At 66.5% G+C, this 20,261-nt stretch carries 27 protein-coding genes; 13 read left to right on the top strand and 14 right to left on the bottom strand.

Annotation, left to right across the window (positions count from 1 at the left end):
• Positions 1 to 96: 96 nt before the first annotated feature.
• Complete coding sequence (locus tag R4P95_RS01960; RefSeq protein ID WP_317743444.1) at positions 97 to 1,440, top strand: MinD/ParA family protein; 1,344 nt, start codon at positions 97 to 99, stop codon at positions 1,438 to 1,440.
• A 25-nt stretch (positions 1,441 to 1,465) separates the two neighbouring features.
• Here R4P95_RS01960 and R4P95_RS01955 read toward each other — a convergent pair whose 3' ends face one another.
• On the bottom strand, positions 1,466 to 1,669 hold the full coding sequence (locus tag R4P95_RS01955) for a hypothetical protein (RefSeq protein ID WP_249353950.1): 204 nt from the start codon (positions 1,667 to 1,669) through the stop codon (positions 1,466 to 1,468).
• A gap of 194 nt (positions 1,670 to 1,863) precedes the next feature.
• Positions 1,864 to 2,091, bottom strand: a complete 228-nt coding sequence (locus tag R4P95_RS01950; RefSeq protein ID WP_109327888.1) for a BldC family transcriptional regulator — start codon at positions 2,089 to 2,091, stop codon at positions 1,864 to 1,866.
• A gap of 187 nt (positions 2,092 to 2,278) precedes the next feature.
• Here R4P95_RS01950 and R4P95_RS01945 point away from each other — a divergent pair, with 187 nt between their 5' ends.
• Together R4P95_RS01945 and R4P95_RS01940 are read left to right on the top strand one after the other, a co-directional pair.
• A complete protein-coding gene (locus tag R4P95_RS01945; protein ID WP_208962352.1) occupies positions 2,279 to 2,662 on the top strand; it encodes a DUF4229 domain-containing protein in 384 nt (127 codons plus the stop codon).
• Positions 2,659 to 3,768 carry a PLP-dependent cysteine synthase family protein gene (locus R4P95_RS01940; protein WP_213573094.1) on the top strand — a complete coding sequence of 370 codons (1,110 nt, stop codon included), beginning with the start codon at positions 2,659 to 2,661 and terminating at the stop codon, positions 3,766 to 3,768. The genes R4P95_RS01945 and R4P95_RS01940 overlap by 4 nt, the downstream gene beginning before the upstream one ends.
• A gap of 31 nt (positions 3,769 to 3,799) precedes the next feature.
• On the opposite strand, the gene R4P95_RS01935 is transcribed toward R4P95_RS01940, so the two are convergent.
• The gene (locus R4P95_RS01935) at positions 3,800 to 4,345 is read right to left on the bottom strand and encodes a GNAT family N-acetyltransferase (protein WP_213573093.1); all 546 of its coding nucleotides are present in this window, start codon (positions 4,343 to 4,345) and stop codon (positions 3,800 to 3,802) included.
• Between the two features lie 129 nt (positions 4,346 to 4,474).
• Here R4P95_RS01935 and R4P95_RS01930 point away from each other — a divergent pair, with 129 nt between their 5' ends.
• The 4 genes from R4P95_RS01930 (at position 4,475) to R4P95_RS01915 (ending at position 6,518) form a co-directional block, all read left to right on the top strand.
• Complete coding sequence (locus R4P95_RS01930; protein WP_317743443.1) at positions 4,475 to 5,227, top strand: lysophospholipid acyltransferase family protein; 753 nt, start codon at positions 4,475 to 4,477, stop codon at positions 5,225 to 5,227.
• 62 nt (positions 5,228 to 5,289) lie between these two features.
• Entirely contained in the window at positions 5,290 to 5,505 is a 216-nt protein-coding gene (locus R4P95_RS01925) for a helix-turn-helix domain-containing protein (RefSeq protein WP_109327895.1), read from the top strand.
• 6 nt (positions 5,506 to 5,511) lie between these two features.
• Positions 5,512 to 6,075, top strand: coding sequence for a Clp protease N-terminal domain-containing protein (locus R4P95_RS01920; RefSeq protein ID WP_213573091.1), 564 nt, complete (start codon positions 5,512 to 5,514; stop codon positions 6,073 to 6,075).
• A gap of 62 nt (positions 6,076 to 6,137) precedes the next feature.
• Positions 6,138 to 6,518 carry a phage holin family protein gene (locus R4P95_RS01915; protein ID WP_213573090.1) on the top strand — a complete coding sequence of 127 codons (381 nt, stop codon included), beginning with the start codon at positions 6,138 to 6,140 and terminating at the stop codon, positions 6,516 to 6,518.
• Positions 6,519 to 6,524: 6 nt separating this feature from the next.
• On the opposite strand, the gene R4P95_RS01910 is transcribed toward R4P95_RS01915, so the two are convergent.
• The 3 genes from R4P95_RS01910 to R4P95_RS01900 all read right to left on the bottom strand — a co-directional run bounded on the left by R4P95_RS01910 (position 6,525) and on the right by R4P95_RS01900 (position 9,743).
• A complete protein-coding gene (locus tag R4P95_RS01910) occupies positions 6,525 to 7,394 on the bottom strand; it encodes a 1,4-dihydroxy-2-naphthoate polyprenyltransferase (protein ID WP_213573089.1) in 870 nt (289 codons plus the stop codon).
• Between the two features lie 94 nt (positions 7,395 to 7,488).
• Positions 7,489 to 8,229: an IclR family transcriptional regulator gene (locus R4P95_RS01905; protein ID WP_213573088.1), complete on the bottom strand. Its 741-nt coding sequence runs from the start codon at positions 8,227 to 8,229 to the stop codon at positions 7,489 to 7,491.
• Entirely contained in the window at positions 8,229 to 9,743 is a 1,515-nt protein-coding gene (locus R4P95_RS01900) for an APC family permease (RefSeq protein ID WP_317743442.1), read from the bottom strand. Before R4P95_RS01900 ends, R4P95_RS01905 begins: the two co-directional genes overlap by 1 nt.
• Positions 9,744 to 9,944: 201 nt before the next feature.
• Here R4P95_RS01900 and R4P95_RS01895 point away from each other — a divergent pair, with 201 nt between their 5' ends.
• The 3 genes from R4P95_RS01895 to tatA are packed head-to-tail and all read left to right on the top strand — an operon-like array spanning position 9,945 to position 12,420.
• Complete coding sequence (locus R4P95_RS01895) at positions 9,945 to 11,549, top strand: flavin monoamine oxidase family protein (RefSeq protein WP_317743925.1); 1,605 nt, start codon at positions 9,945 to 9,947, stop codon at positions 11,547 to 11,549.
• 29 nt (positions 11,550 to 11,578) lie between these two features.
• Positions 11,579 to 12,253 (top strand): Rid family hydrolase, encoded by a 675-nt coding sequence (locus R4P95_RS01890; RefSeq protein WP_317743441.1) that lies wholly within the window; start codon positions 11,579 to 11,581, stop codon positions 12,251 to 12,253.
• A complete protein-coding gene (gene tatA, locus R4P95_RS01885; RefSeq protein ID WP_109327910.1) occupies positions 12,253 to 12,420 on the top strand; it encodes a Sec-independent protein translocase subunit TatA in 168 nt (55 codons plus the stop codon). Before R4P95_RS01890 ends, tatA begins: the two co-directional genes overlap by 1 nt.
• Positions 12,421 to 12,683: 263 nt before the next feature.
• On the opposite strand, the gene menE is transcribed toward tatA, so the two are convergent.
• The 8 genes from menE to R4P95_RS01845 all read right to left on the bottom strand — a co-directional run bounded on the left by menE (position 12,684) and on the right by R4P95_RS01845 (position 17,917).
• Complete coding sequence (gene menE, locus R4P95_RS01880) at positions 12,684 to 13,829, bottom strand: o-succinylbenzoate--CoA ligase (RefSeq protein WP_317743439.1); 1,146 nt, start codon at positions 13,827 to 13,829, stop codon at positions 12,684 to 12,686.
• Entirely contained in the window at positions 13,826 to 14,125 is a 300-nt protein-coding gene (locus R4P95_RS01875; protein ID WP_208962346.1) for a DUF3349 domain-containing protein, read from the bottom strand. Before R4P95_RS01875 ends, menE begins: the two co-directional genes overlap by 4 nt.
• Before the next feature lie 3 nt (positions 14,126 to 14,128).
• The gene (locus R4P95_RS01870) at positions 14,129 to 14,476 is read right to left on the bottom strand and encodes a DUF3349 domain-containing protein (protein ID WP_213573083.1); all 348 of its coding nucleotides are present in this window, start codon (positions 14,474 to 14,476) and stop codon (positions 14,129 to 14,131) included.
• A gap of 47 nt (positions 14,477 to 14,523) precedes the next feature.
• Complete coding sequence (locus R4P95_RS01865) at positions 14,524 to 14,793, bottom strand: hypothetical protein (RefSeq protein ID WP_213573082.1); 270 nt, start codon at positions 14,791 to 14,793, stop codon at positions 14,524 to 14,526.
• 12 nt (positions 14,794 to 14,805) lie between these two features.
• A complete protein-coding gene (locus R4P95_RS01860; RefSeq protein WP_213573081.1) occupies positions 14,806 to 16,020 on the bottom strand; it encodes an inorganic phosphate transporter in 1,215 nt (404 codons plus the stop codon).
• 79 nt (positions 16,021 to 16,099) lie between these two features.
• Positions 16,100 to 16,495: a VOC family protein gene (locus R4P95_RS01855; RefSeq protein ID WP_208962342.1), complete on the bottom strand. Its 396-nt coding sequence runs from the start codon at positions 16,493 to 16,495 to the stop codon at positions 16,100 to 16,102.
• 3 nt (positions 16,496 to 16,498) lie between these two features.
• Complete coding sequence (locus R4P95_RS01850) at positions 16,499 to 16,948, bottom strand: hypothetical protein (RefSeq protein ID WP_109327920.1); 450 nt, start codon at positions 16,946 to 16,948, stop codon at positions 16,499 to 16,501.
• Between the two features lie 75 nt (positions 16,949 to 17,023).
• Positions 17,024 to 17,917 (bottom strand): 1,4-dihydroxy-2-naphthoyl-CoA synthase, encoded by an 894-nt coding sequence (locus R4P95_RS01845; RefSeq protein ID WP_213573080.1) that lies wholly within the window; start codon positions 17,915 to 17,917, stop codon positions 17,024 to 17,026.
• Between the two features lie 72 nt (positions 17,918 to 17,989).
• Between R4P95_RS01845 and R4P95_RS01840 the strand changes: the two genes are divergently transcribed.
• Genes R4P95_RS01840 through R4P95_RS01830 form a run of 3 tightly spaced genes read left to right on the top strand, consistent with a single transcriptional unit; the run spans position 17,990 to position 20,141 of the window.
• The gene (locus R4P95_RS01840) at positions 17,990 to 18,643 is read left to right on the top strand and encodes a PaaI family thioesterase (protein ID WP_159920355.1); all 654 of its coding nucleotides are present in this window, start codon (positions 17,990 to 17,992) and stop codon (positions 18,641 to 18,643) included.
• A gap of 4 nt (positions 18,644 to 18,647) precedes the next feature.
• Positions 18,648 to 19,649 carry an o-succinylbenzoate synthase gene (locus R4P95_RS01835; protein WP_213573079.1) on the top strand — a complete coding sequence of 334 codons (1,002 nt, stop codon included), beginning with the start codon at positions 18,648 to 18,650 and terminating at the stop codon, positions 19,647 to 19,649.
• Positions 19,650 to 19,694: 45 nt separating this feature from the next.
• Positions 19,695 to 20,141 (top strand): DUF6918 family protein, encoded by a 447-nt coding sequence (locus tag R4P95_RS01830; RefSeq protein ID WP_109327928.1) that lies wholly within the window; start codon positions 19,695 to 19,697, stop codon positions 20,139 to 20,141.
• Positions 20,142 to 20,261 lie beyond the last annotated feature (120 nt).

Raw genomic sequence — 20,261 nt, 5'->3', positions numbered from 1 at the left:
CGGTCACCACCGACTGATATTCTTCCGCCGCGACGTCTCCCAGCGGTGTGAAGCGGTGGGGACTACGGAGACTTCATCTAGGGGGGATGTTCGGCCATGTCCGAAAACAACGCTGGCGTGTGGGAGCCGGTGCGGCCGGCATCGAACCCGCCCGCCGACACCACCGTGGGATCCACACCGCACAACGCCGCGCGGCAGGCGCCGTACGTTCAGCCGCAGGGTCCCAACCCCTTCGCGCAGCCGGGGCATCAGGCCCCCGCCGCGACGCCGGCGCGTCCTCAGACGCAGCCCCCGGCCGCGGCTCCCACTCAGGCACCGCCGCCCACACTGGCTCCCGGATCTCCGCAGCCCGCCCCGGCTCCGACGTTCACGGCCCCCGCGCAACAGCAGCCGTCGCACACGCAGCAACCTGCTCCCGCCGCGTACACGTCGGCTCCCGAGCAGCATCCGGCGAGCCGTCCGCAGACCGTGCGTCCCGAGCAGCAGCAGTACGCGGTATCCGCGCGAGACCTGTCCACGTCACTTCTGCTCAAGCAGGTCAAGCCTGCCCCCACCACGGGGTGGCGCAGAATGCTGTACCAGGTGTCCGGTCGCTACATCAACCTGGGGAACAGCGCCAAGGAACAGCGCCGCATCGAGCTCACCAAGCAGGTCAACCAGCCGTTGCAGGGCTGCTACAAGATCGCTCTGCTGAGCCTCAAGGGTGGAGTCGGCAAGACCACCACCACGGCCACACTGGGATCGACGTTCGCATCGTTGCGCGGTGATCGAGTGATCGCGGTCGACGCCAACCCGGACCGCGGCACGCTCAGCCAGAAGATCCCCCTGGAAACCCCCGCTACCGTGCGGAACCTGCTCCGCGACGAACACAGCATCGAAAAGTACAGTGACGTCCGCAGTTACACGTCACAGAGTCGGCATCGGCTCGAGGTACTCGCATCGGACAGCGACCCGGCGGTGTCGGAGGCGTTCAGCGCGGACGACTACGCGCGCACGGTCGCAATGCTCGAGAAGTTCTACAGCATCGTCCTCACCGACTGCGGCACCGGGCTGATGCACTCCGCGATGCAGACGATTCTGGAAGAGGCCGACGCACTCGTGGTGGTCAGCTCGGGGTCGGTCGACGGTGCCCGCAGCGCCTCGGCGACGCTCGACTGGCTCGATGCGCACGGCTACCGCGAACTCGTCGCGAAGTCCGTGGCCGTCGTCAACGCCGTCCGCCCGCGCTCCGGCAAAGTTGATCTGCCGAAAGTGGTCGAACACTTCGAACAGCGGTGCCGGCTGGTCCGGCTCATCCCGTTCGATCCACACCTCGAAGAAGGCGCCGAGATCGAACTCGATCGCCTGCGGCCCAAGACGCGCAATGCCCTACTCGAACTCGCTGCAGCGGTGGCGTCCGACTTTCCAGCCTCCACCTTCGCGCTCCAGGATCATCGCTGACGCAGTAACCGAACCGCGGGGGAAATCACCCAGTGGTATCCGGCGAACCCGTGTCGGGCTCGTCCGACTTCCTCCGTCGGGCGTCCCGACTCATGCGCCACAGAAAATCTGGATCGTCGTCGGGTCCGAGAACCCTGTCGCCGAGAACTGGCTTCGTATTCGGGCCGAACGCTTTCCAGAGTAGAAACGCCACGACCACGAGCCCGATGAGCGCCAACAAATACAGCACCGCGCACCTCCTTACACCGCTCGGGTAGCCGGTATCCCTCGAGCGTAGCCGTGTAAGAAGCCGACGGCACCTACCCCCTCAGGGGCGGGCCCGTCCATAGGTTCCAGGTCGCGCAGCCTCCGTGTTCAGGGTCGGGCAGCCAAGGTGTTCAGGGTCGGGCAGCCAAGGTGTTCAGGGTCGGGCAGCCAAGGTGTTCAGGGTCGGGCAGCCTCCGTGGTGAGCGAGCGGAGCAGTTGCATCACTTCGGCCTCACGGAACCGGCGGTGGCCACCGGGTGTCCGGAGCGAGCCGAGCCTGCCCGCGTGCGCCCACCGAGTGACGGTTTTGGGGTCGACGTGGAACAGGGCGGCCACCTGGCCCGGGGTCATGAGGGCTTCGTTCGGTCCGCTGAAACCGGATCCGTTGTAGGTGGGTGCGCTCATCGACGGTCCTCCGCTGTTTTCGTTCTGTCAGTGCTGCAGCTGGTCGCAATCGCGACTGAATACGGTCATCGTGGCATCACAACCCTCAGGTACTCGAACGATCTAATGTTGGTAAAGGGGAGGTAATAGACAAATCGGATAAGTCGGACGTTCGAGCGCGCCCCGGTGGGTGGGTAATCTGGGGGTCGTGAGCGAGCCCAGTGAGAAGCCGAAGAACCCGAAGCCAGCCGATCAGGCCGAGCCCCCCGTGACCGCAGGGTCGGCGGCCCCGCAGCCGGCCGAACGGGTCACGAAGGGTCGTCTGGCTCGCGACGTCGCGCTCTACTCCTTCGCTCGACTGCTCCTCGTCGTCGTCATCGCGGGCATCATCCTCGGAGTCGCGGCGCTGGTCGGGGTGACGATCCCGCTGCTCGTCGCCGCCATCTTCGGGGTCCTGATCGCCCTTCCGCTGTCTCTGCTGTTGTTCGCGACACTTCGGCGCCGGGTGAACGAGGGGATCGCTGCGTTCGACGCGCAGCGCCGCGCGGACCAGGCTGACCTGCGCGCGAAACTCCGCGGCGAGGACCGGTGACGGACGCCGACTGCGTCGTCATCGACCGGAGCCGGTCCCGAGACTGGGTGGACAATGCGGTTCGTCTGATCGAGGCCGACGCGCAGCGCAGTGCCGACACGCATCTGCTCCGATACCCGCTTCCCCCGGCGTGGGGCGTGCAGCTGTACCTGAAGGACGAGTCGACGCACATCACGGGAAGCCTCAAGCACCGGTTGGCCCGTTCACTATTTCTGTACGCGATCTGCAACGGGTGGATCACCGAGGGAACCACGGTCATCGAGGCGTCGTCCGGTTCGACAGCGGTCAGTGAGGCCTACTTCGCCAAGATGCTGGGCCTCGACTTCGTGGCGGTGATGCCGCGCAGCACGAGCGGCGCCAAGGTCGCGCTGATCGAGGCGCAAGGTGGGCGCTGTCACTTCATCGATCGCCCGCCCGAGATCTACAGCGAGGCCCGCAGGCTCGCGGCGGAGACGAACGGCCACTTCATGGATCAGTTCACCCACGCCGAGCGGGCCACCGACTGGCGGGGCAACAACAACATCGCCGAGTCGATCTATCAGCAGATGGCGCGTGAGGAGCACCCGGTGCCGGAGTGGATCGTGATGAGTGCCGGTACCGGAGGCACCAGCGCGACGCTGGGGCGTTATATCCGGTACCGCAGGCACGCCACCCGACTCCTCGTGGTGGACCCCGAGAACTCGGCCTTCTTCGGTGGGTACGACACCAATTCCTGTGACTACGCGACCGGGCTGCCGTCCCGTATCGAGGGCATCGGCAGGCCTCGCGTGGAACCTTCGTTCGTCGGACAGGTCATCGACCGGATGATGCGCGTACCCGACGCCGCTTCCATCGCCACCATGCGCCATGCCAGTTCGGCTCTGGGCCGGCGTGTGGGCGGTTCCACCGGCACGAACCTGTGGGGCGCGTTCTCGGTGGTGGCGGAGATGCTCGCGGCCGGCCGCTCCGGCAGTGTCGTGACCATCCTCTGCGACGGCGGTGAGCGCTACGCGGACACTTATTACGACGACCGGTGGGTCAGCGCCGAGGGCATCGACCTCACCGGGCCGACTGCGTTGCTGGACGAGTTCGCGCATACCGGAGTCTGGCCAGGTCATACCGCCTGAGAGTGGCTGAGTCAGACCGGGAGTGGCTGAGTCAGGCCGGCTGACTCGTCGGCTGCGCCCGGCGTGCGGGCGTGGCGACAGGTCGCGTCATGGTGACGCGCGGCCACGCTGCCAGTCCGTTGCGTGCCTCGTCCGCGCGAATCTGCGACAGCCCGGGGGTGAGTTCGCAATCCTGCAGGGGCCGAAAGCCCAGCCGCTCGTAGTACGGCGCATTCCACGGAACGTCGACGAAGGTGGTCAGTGTGAGGGCCGGAAGGCCGCGTTCCGCCGCCCAGGACGAGATCTCGTCGAGGAGGAGCGCGCCGAGTCCCTGCCGGGCGGCGCTGGGATGGACCGAGACCTGTTCGATGTGCGCGGCGCCGTCCACGAGCGCAACCAGGGCATATGCGACCGGGTCGCCGTCTGCGTCCGCGGCGACCCAAATCCTCCCCGCATCCAGAAACTCCCTCAACTCGTCGAGTGAGGGCGGCGGATCCTCCGCGATCGCGTCCATTCCGATGTCGCGGAACGGAGCTCCTGCGGCAACTTCGATCTGTTGGAGAGTGGGCAGGTCGGTGACGATGGCCGAGCGGATCACAGGTCTGTTTTACCCGAAACCAGTCAATTCATACACCTTTGCAGCACGATCCCAGTACCTACGCCTCCGTAGGCTACGGAACCGTAGGTTGGTAGCCTGAGGTCAGGACGATGCGATCGGGGACTAGGTATGGACAGGCCCGAGGTAACCCTCGAGAACTACCGTGCGGTGTACGACTATTACCGCGATCATCAGCAGAACCGGGTGCTGGCCAAGCTGGCGTACGCGATGTTGAGCATGAAGTACCGGCCGCGGGTTCGATACGCCGACGGCGCCGAGGAGCAGCTGACCGAGCTCGTCAAGTCCGGAGCGGTACTGCTCGTGGCCGCCAATCATGTGACGCACAGCGATCAGTACACGCTTGCCGCGACTGCATGGAAGACGCCTCTGCGCCGAGTGATCGGCAGGACCCGCGTACTGGCCAAGGACGAGTTGTTCACCGACCCCGATCTCCGCAAGAAGGTCGACATGATGGGCGGGATCCCAGTGTTCCGCAGTAAGAACTACGGCTTGCGCGCCGTGGCGGATGCGGGGCGTCTCATGATGGACGTGGCGGCCGAAAGATTGTGCCGGGGAGACAACCTCGCGATCTTCCCGGAGGGCACCTGCAATGAGAGCGACCCGACCCGGCTCCAGCACATCAACAGCGGCATCGGTCACATCGCCAAGCGCGCTGTCGATCGAGGTGTCGCTCCCACGCTGCTCTCGATCGGCATCAGCTACGGCCCGGACGCGCACGGCGCCGATACCGAGCTGGTGAAGGGCGCGAGTGTGTATGTCGCTCAACCGCTCACTGCTCTCCCCGCCAAGCCGATGGACATTGCCCACACCGCGCAGTGCGAGCTGCAGAAGGCGGTCGACGGGGCGGTCGCCGCGTACTGAGCCGTCGAGAAGGCGTCAAGAAAGGTTGACACCCGACCGGTTGTCAACCTAGATTGACATGCATGACGGAGGCAACGACACTCGCAGCTGCAGCGGGAAGCCCGGATCCCGCCGAGGGGTTACGGGCCGTGCGTGCCCTGCGACGTCTTCTGGAGCGGCTCGAAGCTATTCAGGTCGACAACGCTCGCGCTCAGGGCTGGTCCTGGCAGGCGATTGCCGACTCGCTCGAGGTGAGCAGGCAAGCGGTCCATCAGAAGCACAATCGGAAAGGGAGGTAGCTCCCCATGTTCGAACGATTTTCGACGGATGCCCGTGCCGTGGTGATCGATGCCCAGAAGGAGGCTCGCGCTCTGAAGTCGCCGCGGATCGGTCCCGAACACCTCGTTCTCGGGCTTCTGTCCGTGCCGACCGAACCCGTCCAGGGCATCCTCGCCGATTCCGGCCTTGTCCTTGCGGCCGCGAGACGCACTGTCGCCGAACGGGGTATAGCGCTCAGCGATGCGGATGCGGACGCACTCGGATCGATCGGCATCGATCTCGACGCCGTCCGCCGCAGTCTCGAACAGACCTTCGGTAAGGGCGTCCTCGATCCCGAGCCGCCCAAGGGGCCGCGCGGCTGGTTCGGGCGCAAGTCGGGCCACATCCCGTTCACGAAGGACGCCAAGAAAGCGCTCGAACTGTCCCTACGGGAAGCCCTTGCCCGCAAGGACAATCACATCGGACCCGAGCACGTGCTGCTGGGCGTGCTCCGAGCCGCGGACGGCACGGCCCGCGAGATACTCGAGGTTTCGGTGACTGTGGACGAACTTCGGCGTCGGGTGCACGCCGCGCTCGACCGGGCGGCCTGAACCGGGCTCTCCGCGAATGGGGGCGGTGCCCGTGTGTCGCAGTGATGTGCCAGCATGCACAGATGACCTTCTTGGTACGTCTCGTCGTCAACGCGTTCGCGATCTGGCTCGCGGCCGCCTGGGTGTCGGGCATAGACATCTCGAGTTCGGGCAACGGCACTGCGTGGGACATCGTGGTGCTGCTCGGTATCGCGCTGGTATTCACGGTGGTCAACATCTTCGTCAAACCGCTGGTGAAGCTGTTGTCGTTGCCGCTCCTGGTTCTCACGCTCGGACTTTTCACCCTGGTGATCAACGCGCTGATGTTGATGCTCACCGCTTGGCTGAGTTCACAGACGGACTATGGCATGACGGTCGACGGCTTCTGGACGGCTCTCTGGGGCGGCCTGATCATCTCGGTCGTCAATTTCCTGGTCAACATCGTCGTTCCGGACCGCGACTGAGCTCGGTCAGGCCAGCGACAACGCCACGGCCGTCGCTGCGCCCCAGATGAGCATGGCCAGGCCCGAATCTCGCAACGCCGGTATCAAGGCCAGGCCTGTGGCGCCGGAACGAACCGGCGAGTTCGCCCGGATCGCAAGGGGCACGGCCAATAGTCCGAGAAGCGCCCAGGGGGTGCGCGCAAGGAGGACGAGAGTCGCGATGAACGGGACGGTCAAGGTGACGAGGTGCAGGATGCGGGTGCGGGCATCGCCGAGACGGACAGCGAGTGTGCGTTTGCCCGATTCGGTGTCCGTGGGGATGTCCCGGAGGTTGTTCGCCACGAGCACCGCGCTGGAGAACGATCCGACGGCAACGGCCGTCACGAGGCCCGCCCAGTCCACCCTCTCCGCCTGCACGTATTGGGTCCCGAGCACGGCGACGAGACCGAAGAACACGAAGACGGCAATCTCGCCGAAACCGCTGTACCCGTAGGGTTTTTTGCCGCCCGTGTAGAACCAGGCGCCTACGATGCACAGCGCGCCGATCAGAACCAGCCACCACGCCGTGGTGACGGCGAGTACGAGTCCGGCGGCGGCGGCGACGGCGAAGCAGGCGATGGCAGCAGCTTTCACCGCCGACGGCTTCGCCAACTTGGAACCGACGAGCCGCAGCGGTCCGACCCGTTCGTCGTCGGTGCCGCGAATGCCGTCGGAGTAGTCGTTGGCGAAGTTGACCCCGACGATCAACGCGAGAGAGACGACGAGCGCCAGTAACGCCTTCCACCACACTGCGCCGCCGAGCGACGCCGCTGCGCCTGTGCCCGCCAGCACCGGGGCGATCGCGTTCGGGAGGGTGCGCGGACGAGCGCCTTCGATCCATTGAGCAGCCGTTGCCATGTGTCGATCTTTGCACTCCGCACCACCGCCGAATGCGGTGGACCAGTACCTGAGTGTTACCGGGCGGGGCGAACTGGTAACGGCTGCGATCTGTTCAGGCCGACACACCGGCGCCGAGGCGGTGGGCGCAAGCGTGCAGGAGGTCGGTCAACTCCGGATCGCCGACGGCCAGCCGTCCGGTCTTCCCGATCGCGGCGAGGCAGCCCACCACGCCGTGTCGGGCGTCGCGCACGGGGACGGCGACGGAACTGCGGCCGATACGAATCTCGTCCACTTCCTGGGCCGAACCGGTGTGCCGAATGGTCTCCAGCTCGGCGTGCAGCATCGAGATGTCGGTGATCGTGCGGGACGTGACCCGGCGTAGTTGCTGCTGTACGAGTTCGGGGTGCGCCGCGAGGAGGATCTTCCCGATGGCGGACGCATGCGGATGCGCCGTGATGGTGCCTTCACCGCTGAGTTCGTGGTCGGGGTCTTTGTCGACGAGCCGGACCGCGCCCCCCGTGAACGATGCGAGGTAGACACCGAACCGCACCTGAGACCGCAGTCCCTCGACGATCGCGTGCTGATCGACTGGGTCCGGCGTGTCGGCGCCCGCGAGTTGCCGGGTGCGGCGACCGAGTGCGAATCCGGAGAGGTCGGAGATTCGCACCAGATAGCCGTCGGCGGTGAGCAGATTCAGAAGCCGATAGGCCGTCGCCTGGGGGATACCCGCATGGGCGGCGACGTCCTTGGCGGTAGCTCCCGAGCCCAGTTGGGCGACGGCCTCGAGTAGTGCGAGTGCTTTCTGCACGGCGCGGGGTTCGTGTCCCGCGAGCTCCCCGGTCCTCCTCGCCATCAGCGCATCTCGTGGGTTCGCGCACTCGCGGTCAATGCCAGGTTGCCCGTCGCGTCGGTGACGAACACGCCCGCACCCGGCAGTACGTCCTCCGTTTCGGCGCTGTCGAAAACGCCGATCGACTCCAGACTCGCGGGATGGTGCCATTGAAGGAAAAGGTGCCAGGCAGAACCGGACAGCAGCAGCGTGAGCATCACCGCGGGCACCATGACGAGGCCGTGTGAGGCAGTGGTGAACAACAGGTAGGTGAGGACGGTTCCACCGGCTGCGCTGCCCGCGACCCCGGCGCACAAGGTCAATGCGGTGTGCTCCTGAATTCGGAGGAGGAATCGAACCGACGCCACCGCAACCAGCACATAGGCGGCGATCACCGCCGTGCGTGCTGCCAGTTGAACGTGACCGAATGCGGTCGACTTGCCGACTATTCCGAAGGTCGCTGCGCCCACGCATACGGTGCAGACAATCAGGGCCAGAGCGGGATACGGAGTGCGGTAGCCGCGCTGCACGCGCGCGAACAGCCGCGGAACCACTGATTCGACGCCCATCGAATACACGAGGCGTGAGGCGGCGTTGGACGACGCCATCGCCGAGGCCAGCCACGACGTCCCGAGCCCGAGATTCAGCGCTATGACGACCGCTGGGGCGACACCGGTCGACGTGCCGTGGAGGTAGGCGTTGACGAGGGTGTCGGCGCGGCCGGACCACGCGGCCCAGCCGGCGAAGATGAACAAGGCACCGCAGATCATCGGGGTGAGGAGGACGGTCCGGGTCACCGTCGCGAGGGGCCGCTTGGCCTCGGGTCCGAAGAAAGTGGCGCTCTCGAAACCGGCGAGAGCGAACACGGCAACGAGCGCCATGGTCAGGAGACCGTGCGAAGAGTCTTCGGGCGGCACCACGGCGTGTTGCCCGCCCGCGCCCGTCACCACCATCAGGCCGATGATGAAGAGCAGCGAACATGTTTCGATGGCGAGAATGGCGAGGGCTGCGAACCGCACGCCCCGCACCAGACATCCGAGAATGACGAGTCCGATGCCGGCATAAATCAGTACCCGGTCGGCGGGACCACGCATCTCCAGTCCGAGGAAACCGAGTGTCGTGATCACGGCCTGACCGCCGTGGTACAGGGTCATGACGGCGCTACCGACGTACTTGGTGAGCATGGCCACGCCGGCGGTGAGGGCGGCCCGGGTACCGAGTCCCTGGAATACGAAGCTGTAGATGCCGCCCGCCGCGGCCATCCGCCGCGTGAACTGGGAGACGCACACCGCAATCAGCGTGATCACGACCGTAGCGACGACGATGGTGACCACACCGCTCAGAAGCATCTGATGGGTGAACATGGTGACGGGCAGGACGACCATCGAGACCGCGGGGGCGGTGGTGGCCACCGACTGCGCGAGAACCTCCAGCCCCGACAGTTGCCGTCGCCCCAGGGCTCGCAACGGAGAGAGAGCCTGACGCTCGGGCTCGCCGGTGGCGAACGAGCGCACGATTGCGTCGGAAAGGGCTGACATTGGCCGAAAACTAGTCCGCCCGTGTTGCGGGAAAGTTTCGGTTCAGGGTCGAATTACGCCCCGGGAGTGAGAAAGCGGTGTGCCCCTTCTCGCTCGAATGCCCAGAACTGTTTCGCGGCCGACAAGTTCCCGACTCGTAGTGCTCCCAGGATGAGTGCCGACAGATACCCGGGTCACCGGGCGCACGAATGGGAGCGCGAATTGGCATTCACACGTAGATCTTTCATGAAGGGCCTGGGGGCCACCGGAGGCGCAGGCCTTGCGTACGGCGCGATGTCGACGCTCGGGCTGGCGCCGTCGACCGCCGCGCCCGCCCGCACCTTCACGCCACTCGCCGCCGGTGACCTGATCGGCAAGGTGAAGGGCAGCCATTCGGTGGTCGTACTCGGCGGCGGTCCCGCCGGTCTGTGTTCTGCGTACGAACTGCAGAAGGCGGGGTACACGGTGACCGTCCTCGAGGCACGCACCCGCCCCGGCGGACGTGTCTGGACGGCGCGGGCCGGCACCGAGGAAACGGACCTGGGCGGTGAGACGCAGAAGTGCACCTTCTCCGAGGGCCACTTCTACAACGTCGGCGCCACCCGCATCCCGCAGAGCCACATCACCCTCGACTACTGCCGGGAACTCGGCGTCGAGATCCAGGGCTTCGGGAACCAGAACGCCAATACGTATGTGAACTACCAGAGCGACACGTCGTTGTCGGGCCAGTCCGTCACGTACCGGGCCGCGAAGGCCGACACGTTCGGCTACATGTCGGAACTGTTGAAGAAGGCAACCGATCAGGGCGCGTTGGACCAGGTGCTGACCCAAGAGGACAAAGACGCGTTGTCGGAGTTCCTCAGTGACTTCGGTGACCTGTCCGACGACGGCCGATACCTCGGATCCTCGCGTCGCGGTTACGATTCCGAGCCCGGTGCCGGGTTGAACTTCGGCAGCGAGAAGAAGCCGTTCGCGATGCAGGAAGTGATCCGCAGCGGCATCGGACGAAACTTCAGCTTCGACTTCGGCTACGACCAGGCGATGATGATGTTCACCCCGGTCGGCGGCATGGACCGCATCTATTACGCCTTTCAGGACAGGATCGGCACCGACAACATCGTCTTCGGCGCCGAGGTGACGTCGATGAAGGACGTGTCCGAGGGCGTCACCGTCGAATACACCGCCGGAGGCTCGAAGAAGTCGATTACCGCCGACTACGCGATCTGCACGATTCCGCCACACCTGATCGGACGTCTGCAGAACAACCTGCCCGCCGACGTGCTCACCGCGCTGAAGGCGGCCAAGCCGTCGTCGTCCGGCAAGCTCGGCATCGAGTACTCGCGCCGGTGGTGGGAGACGGAGGACCGCATCTACGGTGGCGCGTCCAACACCGACAAGGACATCTCGCAGATCATGTTCCCTTACGACCACTACAACTCCGATCGAGGCGTGGTCGTCGCCTACTACAGCAGCGGCAAGAGGCAGGAGGCGTTCGAGTCGCTCACCCACCGGCAGCGGCTCGCCAAGGCGATCGCCGAGGGCTCCGAAATCCACGGTGAGAAGTACACCCGCGACATCTCCTCGTCGTTCTCCGGCAGCTGGCGTCGCACCAAGTACTCCGAGAGCGCGTGGGTCAACTGGGCGGGAAGCGGTGGCTCCCACGGCGGGGCGGCCACCCCCGAGTACGAGAAGTTGCTCGAACCGGTCGAGAAGATCTACTTCGCCGGCGACCACCTGTCCAATGCGATCGCCTGGCAGCACGGCGCTCTGACGTCCGCCCGCGACGTCGTCACCCACATCCACGAGCGCGTGGCCCAGGAAGCCTGACCTTCCCTTCTAACAAGGAGTTCTGAACTGTGAAGTCTTTTCGTACCAAGGCCGTGACCGCCGCGCTCGCAGCGTCCGCTCTGATCGCCGGGGCGACATCGTGCTCCTCCGACGAAGCCGCAGCGGAGGCGCCCGGCAGCACCTTCGTCTCGAAATCCATTCTTGAAGCGGGCGAGGCGAGTCCGATGATCGCGCAGGGGGTGGCGATCGGCGGTGGCACCGCGGTCTACAAGTCGAGCGGGATCGGACCGGGTGTGTCCAACAAAGCTGTGCCCGAGGGCACCCCGGAGTCGTACATCGACACGGACGTGTTCGCAGGCGGCATGCTTCCCGGCGGGGTCACGATCACCGAAGCGCAAGGCATCAATGCCCTGAAGCGAATTCGCGACAATCTCGAGGCGCAGGGGCTGACGCTCGAGGATGTCGTGACCATGCGGGTGTTCCTCGACAACGCCCCCGGAACGGACCGCGCCGATTACGCCGGCTGGAATCGCGCCTACCGGCAATTCTTCGCGAACACCAACCTCGACACCGGCGACACCGAACTGGTTCCCCTCGGCACCGCGGAACCGGCCGCCCCGATGGAACGGAACTCCGCGCGTCCCAGCCGATTCGCCCTCGAGGTGGCGAGCCTGCCGGCAGCGGGATGGCTCGTCGAAGTCGAGGTGGACGCCGTGTACCCCGACGGTGAGGAACCGCAGTAATGGGAGCGATGAGCCCGTCACACTGGGCGATTGTCGCGGTGGTTCTGGTGGTGCTCTTCGGGTCGAAGAAATTGCCCGACGCTGCGCGCGGTCTCGGCCGGTCCATGCGAATCCTCAAAACCGAGGTGGGCGAGTTGCAGGCGGACGCCCCCGAACTGGAGAAGTAGGCGCCCGAGCGGGAGGCGCCGAATGGTGCAGCGTGGACGTGTACTTCAGCAGTTCGGCCGCAGCCGGACGTGTGATTGCGAGTCAGCGTCGGTCATGGCGGGCATCGTGCAGCACGCGGCAGACAGGACTGGTGTGCTCACCAGGACTTCAGTGCAACCCTGTGGATGGAGGTCAGCCTGTGGACAACTCCATCTGGAGACATTGGCCAGACGCGCGACCATTGCGCCCGCGGCTGGCAAATATCTACGCAAACAGGCGCGCCTTACCCGAACCTGGACTCCAGGGCCCGGCGGTCGACCTTGCCGGGACCGCGGAGGGGGAGGGCGTCGACGAGGTGCAGTTCGCGGGGGGCAGCGGTGGGGTCGAGGGTGCGTTCGACGAATTGCCGCAGTTCGTCGAGCGTGGGGAGGGTTCCGGGTTCGGCGACGACGGCGGCGGTGACACGCCGGCCGAGTCGTTCGTCGGGGAGGCCGAAGACGGCGCATTCACGCACGGCCGGGTGCTCGTTGAGTGCGCGCTCGACTACTTGCGGTACGACGGTGAGGCCGCCGGTCGAGATGGCCTCGTCCAGTCGGCCGGTGATGCTGAGGATTCCGTCGGTGAGCGACCCGGAGTCGTCGGTGCGGAACCAGCCGGGTTCGGCGAACGCGGGGTGGTCGGGAATGCCGCGGTAACCGGTCGCCAGCATGGGACCACCGAGCAGGACGCGGCCGTCGTCGTCGATCCGGACCCGCGCACCGTCGAGAGGAATGCCGTCGTACACGCATCCGCCGCACGTTTCGCTCATGCCGTAGGTGCGGACGACGGTGATCCCAGCCTCCTGGGCACGCTGCAGCACCGGGGCAGGTGTGGCTGCGCCGCCGAGCAGGACGGCGTCGAGGGAGGCCAGTGCCGCCACCGCGCCGGGGTGGTCGAGGGCCTTGACGAGCTGCGTCGGAACCAGCGACGTGTAGCGGCGACGCGAGGTCATGGTCTCGACCGCGGCGGGCAGCGCTGCGGGATCGAAACCTCCCGTCACATCGACCACGACCGGTTCGGTGCCCGCCAGCACACTGCGCAGGAGAACCTGCATCCCCGCGATGTGGTGGGCGGGCAGCACCAGGAGCCAGGAGCCGGGCCCGCCGAGTCTCGCGTGTGTCGCTTCACCGCTCGCGCGCAGCGCAGCCGCTGTGAGCATCGCACCTTTGGGCACGCCCGTCGTACCCGAAGTCGCCACGACGAGTGCGACGCCGTCGTCGATCGGCTCCCCAGGACGCAGGGCGTCGGTCAGTCGCCGGGTCTCCCGCTCGTCCGCGGCGGGGACGGGCAGCGCGGCGGGGGCGGTTCCGTCGAGCATCTCCGACAGCTGCGGCAGGATGCCGACGACCCCGACGCCCGACGGGACGGGAAGGACCTGGAGTTCGCTCACTGGGCGGGCCCGGCCAACGGCCATCCGCCCGCGGCAAGATTGCTGCGAACCCGGTCGACATCCGATTCGAGTGGCAGCTCGTCGGTGACCTTGGTGATCAGGACCTGGATGTCCGTCTTCTCGATGGGGAGGTCACCTTCCTCGACGAGAGCGTCGGCGACGGCATCCACCTCGTCTTCGGACAGGCGGCGAGTGAGCAACGCGAACAGCGGGATGTAGTCCTGCTCGGGCACACCATTGGGATAGCCGGCTCGCAGCCACCCGACGATGGAAGTGAGGAACGGTGGAAGGCTCATCGGCTATCCCGCGTCGCGTGTTTCTTTCGGATCGCCCGCACCCTCGTCGGTGTCACCGGCGACCGGCCACCCTCCCGTGGTGAGGTTCGCGGTGACCCGCGCAACGTCCTCCTCCGACGGCTCTTCGTGGGTGATTTCACTGATGAGGCGCCGGATGCTGTCGTAATCGACGTGGCGATTCGGGTGTTCGTGGGCCGTTTCGATCGACAGCGCCACCACTTGCTCGATTTCCTCATCGGTGAGTCGACGACGCAACACCGCCAGCAACGCGAAATGGTCCTTCGCCGGGATCCCCTCGGGGTATCCGGCGCGGAGCCAATCGAGTACGGAACGAAGTGAATATTTGGGCACGCGTTCGGCCTCTTTCGTCGATGGAGTGGGGACCTCGCGGTCGCCGCTCAGAAGATGTGGATACCGAACGTGCTGGCCAGGAAGTCGCTCATCAACAGCAGTATCCCAGTGATGATCGCGATCAGCACGACGGCGAAGCAGGCCACGGCACCGATCCGGCCTGCGACGGACGCCTGCGGTGCGGAGGTGTCACCTCCGGCTCCGATGCTGAGCGACTTCAGTCCGAGAGCGAAGATGGCGGGGAGTCCCGCACCGAACAGCAGTCCGACGAGGATCACTTGCCAGAGCGAGTTGACGGTGGTGGTCAAGAGGGTCATGAGCAGCTCCCGTCAGTGGTTGGTGGTGGTGGGTCTGGGCGACTCGGAGATCTCCAAGTCGGCCGGGGGTGGTACAGCCGTGGTCGCGGGATGCTCTGCACCCGGCTCCCACTCGGCGTTGACATTGCCGGAGTGCACCGGCTGCTTGCGGGACCGTAGGTACATGAACCCGGCGAGGAGGATGAGTGCCGCGAACACCACCAGCACGCCGGCGAGGCCGCCGATGATGTGCGCGAGGAACCAGCACACGGCGCCCACGAACGCGGCCGAGGGGAGAGTGATCAGCCACGCGACCGCCATACGTCCGGCGATGCCCCAGCGAACCTCGGCGCCCTTGCGGCCGAGTCCGGTGCCGAGGATGGAACCGGTGGCGACGTGTGTGGTGGACAACGGAAGTCCGAGGTGGCTCGACGTCAGGATGATCGCGGCCGACGAGGATTCGGCGGCCATGCCTTGCGGGGCGGCGATCTCGACGAGCCCCTTGCCGAGGGTGCGGATGATCCGCCAGCCGCCGAGATAGGTGCCGAGGGCAATGGCGACGGCGCAGCTGAGCTTGACCCAGAACGGCATCTCGTCGTCGGCGGTGATGCTGCCGTGCGCGACCAGTGCGAGGAAGATCACACCCATTGTCTTCTGGGCGTCGTTGGTTCCGTGCGCGAGCGACACCAGCGAGGCGGAACCGATCTGACCGACGCGGAACCCGTGCTCCTTCGTTCCCTCCGGCACGGCGGAGGTGATGCGGTATACGAGTTTAGTGCCGGCCGTGGCGACCAGTGCTGCGACGACAGGGGCGAGAAGTGCCGGAATGACGACCTTGCCGAGGACCCCGCCCCACTCGACACCACTCATGCCGATGGACGCGATGGCCGCACCGATCAAGCCACCGAACAGCGCGTGCGAGGAGCTCGACGGCAGACCGAGCAGCCAGGTCGCGAGGTTCCAGATGATGCCGCCGACAAGTCCCGCGAACACGATGAGCAGGAGATCTTCACCGCCCACCGTTCCCAGGTTCACGACACCTTTGGCCACTGTCGCGGCCACCTCGACCGACAGGAATGCGCCGACCAGATTCAGCGACGCGGAGAGCACGACCGCGGTCTTGGGTCGCAGAGCTCCCGTTGCGATCGAGGTGGCCATTGCGTTTCCGGTGTCGTGGAAGCCGTTGGTGAAGTCGAAAGCGAGGGCGGTGACGACCACCACCAGAAGAACTACGAGCTCTGCGGTCACACCCAGATTGTGCGGATCGAAGTTCGAAAAGTACAGCTGGGGTCGGACACCTCGAGGCGGCCCGGCGTTTGGCCCCGTGTCACCTGTCGTTCACCGGCCGGGTGTCGCGCCGAAGGGGGTGATCCTCCGGAATCTGCACCAGGACGATCGGAATTCCGTCGGGGTCCGCGATCCACATTTCGTGCAGTCCCCACGGTTCCTGCCGGGCTTCGCGGTTGATCTTGACCCCGGCGAGGACCAGTTCGGTCTGCGCTGCGGTGAGGTCGCGGACCTGCAGCCACAGGGCACCGTCGAACGTCGACGGAGTGTCCGCGGCGCCGTGGGCGGCCACCTCGATGAGTCCCTGCCCCGCGAAGAAGACCGTGCCCCCGGGGTATTCGCGGGCGGTGGCGAGTCCGAGGATGTCGCGGTAAAAACTCAGCGTCGTCGCGTAGTCCCGTGGCCGCAGGATCGTCCTGCTGCTGAGGATTTCCACCCGTCACTCTCCTTTGCTCGGGCGGGCTTCGTGACCTGCCCGGCCGTGTGTGCGTCGCGCTTCCTTCATCTCCGCCTCGAACAGGTGGCGACGACCGTCCAACAGTTCGTCACGGGCGGCGCGCTCGAGTTCACGGAAGGTGGACCAATACCCGTCGTCGAACTCTTCCACGACCTGGAAGGTCCACCGTCCGTCGAGCACGTTGAGGCCGACCAACTCGGTCTCCAGGCGGTCCGCCGTCGCGCCGTGACCGGCCGACCGCAACGCGTCGACGGCGTCACCGAGCTGGAGGTCGGCGTGCCCGATCAGCTGGTGGAACGAGTACAGCAGTCCGCGGGCCCGCTCGACGGTTTCGAGGGATTCGGACAACTTCCCGAGCGCGGCGACGGTGTCGTCGCCGGTTCCGGGCGGACGGCGGTGTTCCGGGGCCGGGAGCTCGCGGTCGGTGCTCATGTGGTCAGTGTGCCGGAATCGGTGAATCCGCGCTGGCGCGTGGCCATTTCCACGATGCCCGGGAAGGGGAGCGGCTCAGAAGTACCAGGGATACGGCTTCCAGTCGGGTTCGCGCTTCTCGAGGAAGGAGTCGCGACCTTCGACGGCCTCGTCCGTCATGTACGCCATGCGGGTTGCCTCTCCCGCGAACAACTGCTGTCCGACGAGCCCGTCGTCCTGCAGGTTGAACGCGTACTTCAGCATGCGCTGCGCCTGCGGGGACTTTCCGTTGATCCTGGCGCCCCACTCGATTCCGACGTCCTCGAGTTCGGCATGGTCGACGACCTTGTTGACGGCGCCCATCCGGTGCATCTCCTCGGCGGTGTACGTCTCGCCGAGGAAGAAGATCTCACGGGCGAACTTCTGCCCGACCATCTTGGCGAGGTAGGCGCTGCCGTAGCCGCCGTCGAAGCTGCCGACGTCGGCGTCGGTCTGCTTGAAGCGGGCGTGCTCACGGCTGGCGAGTGTCAGATCGCACACCACGTGCAGGCTGTGCCCGCCGCCTGCGGCCCAGCCGTTGACGAGACAGATGACGACCTTCGGCATGAACCGGATCAATCGCTGAACCTCGAGGATGTGCAGGCGCCCGGCGCGTGCCCGATCGACGGTGTCCGCGGTTTCCCCTTCCGCATACTGGTATCCGCTGCGGCCGCGGATGCGCTGATCTCCGCCCGAGCAGAACGCCCAGCCCTGATCCTTCGGGCTCGGCCCGTTGCCGGTGAGGAGGACGGCGCCCACGTCGGAGGTCATCCGGGCATGGTCGAGTGCCTGGTAGAGCTCGTCGACGGTGTGTGGACGGAAGGCATTGCGCACCTCGGGACGGTCGAACGCCACCCGGACGATGCCCTCGCTGATATGCCGGTGATAGGTGATGTCCGTGAGGTTCTCGAAGCCGGGTACGGGTCGCCAGTGCTGCGGGTTGAAGGTCACGGCTCCGAGATTATCGGGTGCCGCCCGTGGGTGTCCGCGCGCGGGAGTCCGGCCCGGGTTTACCGTGCAGGTATGAGCGAACAGGCTGCGGACGTCACCGGTGTCGACGGGAAGCGCGACGACGACTACGAGCACCACGGCGGGTTCCCCAAGTACGAGGCGATCACCCCCGGCCCGGATTGGGCGCGGTTCGTGGAAGGAATGCGCACCCTGCAGGATCTGGCGGTGTCGGTGGACGCCCCCGACGACGTTGTCGCGCAGGCGGCTGACCAGGTGGAGAAGCTGGCCGCAGTGCTCACACCGTACGTGGTTCCCGAGGGACGGTCGCCGGCCGGGCGGACGATCGAGCTGCCGGGCCGGGGGAGCCTGCTGATGCCGCCGTGGCATATCGAGAAGTTCGGACCCGACGGGGTGCGCAGCGCGGGCGAGTTCCGTCGCTACCACCTCGGTGGCAACGGCGCCGCGCACGGCGGCACGCTGCCGCTGCTGTTCGACGACCTGATGGGAATGATCGTCCACGCGTACGGACGGCCCATCAGTCGCACGGCGTACCTGCATGTGAACTATCGGGCGATCACACCGCTCAACACACCGCTCACCGTCGAGGGCAGCGTCGACCGGGTAGAGGGGCGCAAGACGTTCATCACTGCGCAGCTGAAGAAGGGCGACACGTTGCTCGCCGACTGTGAGGCCCTCATGCTCGAGCTTCTGCCCGGACAGCCCTGACCTCGTGTCCACTCTGCCGACCCTCGACGAGGTCCTGGCCGACGCGGTCGTGGTGAGTTTGCCCATGCGGGTCCGCTTCCGCGGCATCACCACCCGAGAAGCCGTGCTCGTGCGTGGTCCCGCGGGATGGGGGGAGTTCGCGCCCTTCCCCGAATACGCGGACGACGAAGCCTCGCACTGGCTGCAGTCGGCGATCGAGGCCGCCTGGCTCGGTCCGCCGCCCGCGCTCCGCGACCGGGTCGCTGTCAACGCGACCGTTCCCGCGGTGGACGCCGCACAGGTTCCCGCCCTGCTCGAGCGATACCCGGGCGCCCGAACCGCGAAAGTGAAAGTAGCCGAGCGCGGTCAGACTCTCGCCGACGACGTCGCACGGGTGAACGCCGTCCGCGCACACATTCCCTGCGTACGCGTCGACGCGAACGGTGGATGGTCGGTCGACGAGGCGGTGACGGCGCTGCACGCACTCACGGCAGACGGGCCGCTCGAGTACGCGGAACAACCGTGCGCGAGTGTGCCGGAGCTGGTAGAGGTGCGTCGACGTGTGCCCGGTGTGCGCGTGGCCGCCGACGAGAGCATTCGACGTGCGGACGATCCGTCGAAGGTGGTTCGCGCAGGCGGCGCCGACATCGCCGTCGTGAAGGTCGCCCCCCTCGGTGGAATGCGCCGCCTCCTCGCGCTCGCGGACGAGTTGTCCGAGTACGGGGTCCCGGTGGTCGTGTCGAGTGCGTTGGACACCGCCGTGGGAATCGCCGCCGGTGTCGCGGCCGCGGCCGCACTACCCGACCTGCATTTCGCGTGTGGACTGGGAACCGGTGGACTCTTCGAGTCGGATGTGGCCGAGCCCAGAGAGCCCGTGGACGGTGAACTGGGCGTCGCATCCGTGACTCCCGACCCCGCCCGGGTCGCCGACCTCGCGGCAACGCCCGAGCGTGCCCGCTGGTGGATCGAGCGGGTGCGCCGGTGTCATGGCCTGCTCGAACAACGCGACCCGCAGCTTTTCGTATAGTGTCTGGCCGGACCTGATCGCTCAGTCAATACGGAGGCATTGAAAGTGGTTGCAGCTCTGAACGAAACCCTGCTCGACGAGGCACGCGTGCCGGCGGTCATCGCCGATGTGCAGGCTCTGATCGACGCGGAGGTTTCGGACAAGTCGGGGGCCTCGGGGCTGGCATTGAAGGGTGGTTACGCCGCGGTCAAGAAGGTGGGACCGTCCATCGTGCCGGATGCTATCGAGGGCTTGCTGCCCGAGTTCGTCACCAAGCTCGAGCCGTACTGGCAGGATTTCACCGCCAGCGGCCAGGATTCGTTCGCCGATTACCTCGTCGCCCGCGGCGACGACGTGTCGGACTCGCTCCTCGGTGTCACCGACGAGCGCATCGAGAACAGTGACCGTGGCGCGGTCAAGAAGGTGTACAACTCGCTGCGCCCGTCCGCGAAGAAGAATGTGATCGAAGCACTTCCGCGTCTGGGCGCACTCGTCCAGAAGCACGCCAACTGAACGAACCTCTGGAAGTGGGGGGGGGGGGGGGGGGGGGCCGCGCCCCCGCCCCCGGGGGGGCGGGGGGGGGGGGGGGGGGGGGGCCGGGCCGGGCCCGGCCCGGCGTGGGGGGGGGTGTGG

This window comes from Rhodococcus sp. IEGM 27 (genome assembly GCF_033142305.1).
In the GTDB taxonomy this organism is placed as follows: Bacteria; Actinomycetota; Actinomycetes; order Mycobacteriales; family Mycobacteriaceae; genus Rhodococcus_F; species Rhodococcus_F oxybenzonivorans.
This window is presented reverse-complemented; position numbering and strand designations above follow the sequence as displayed.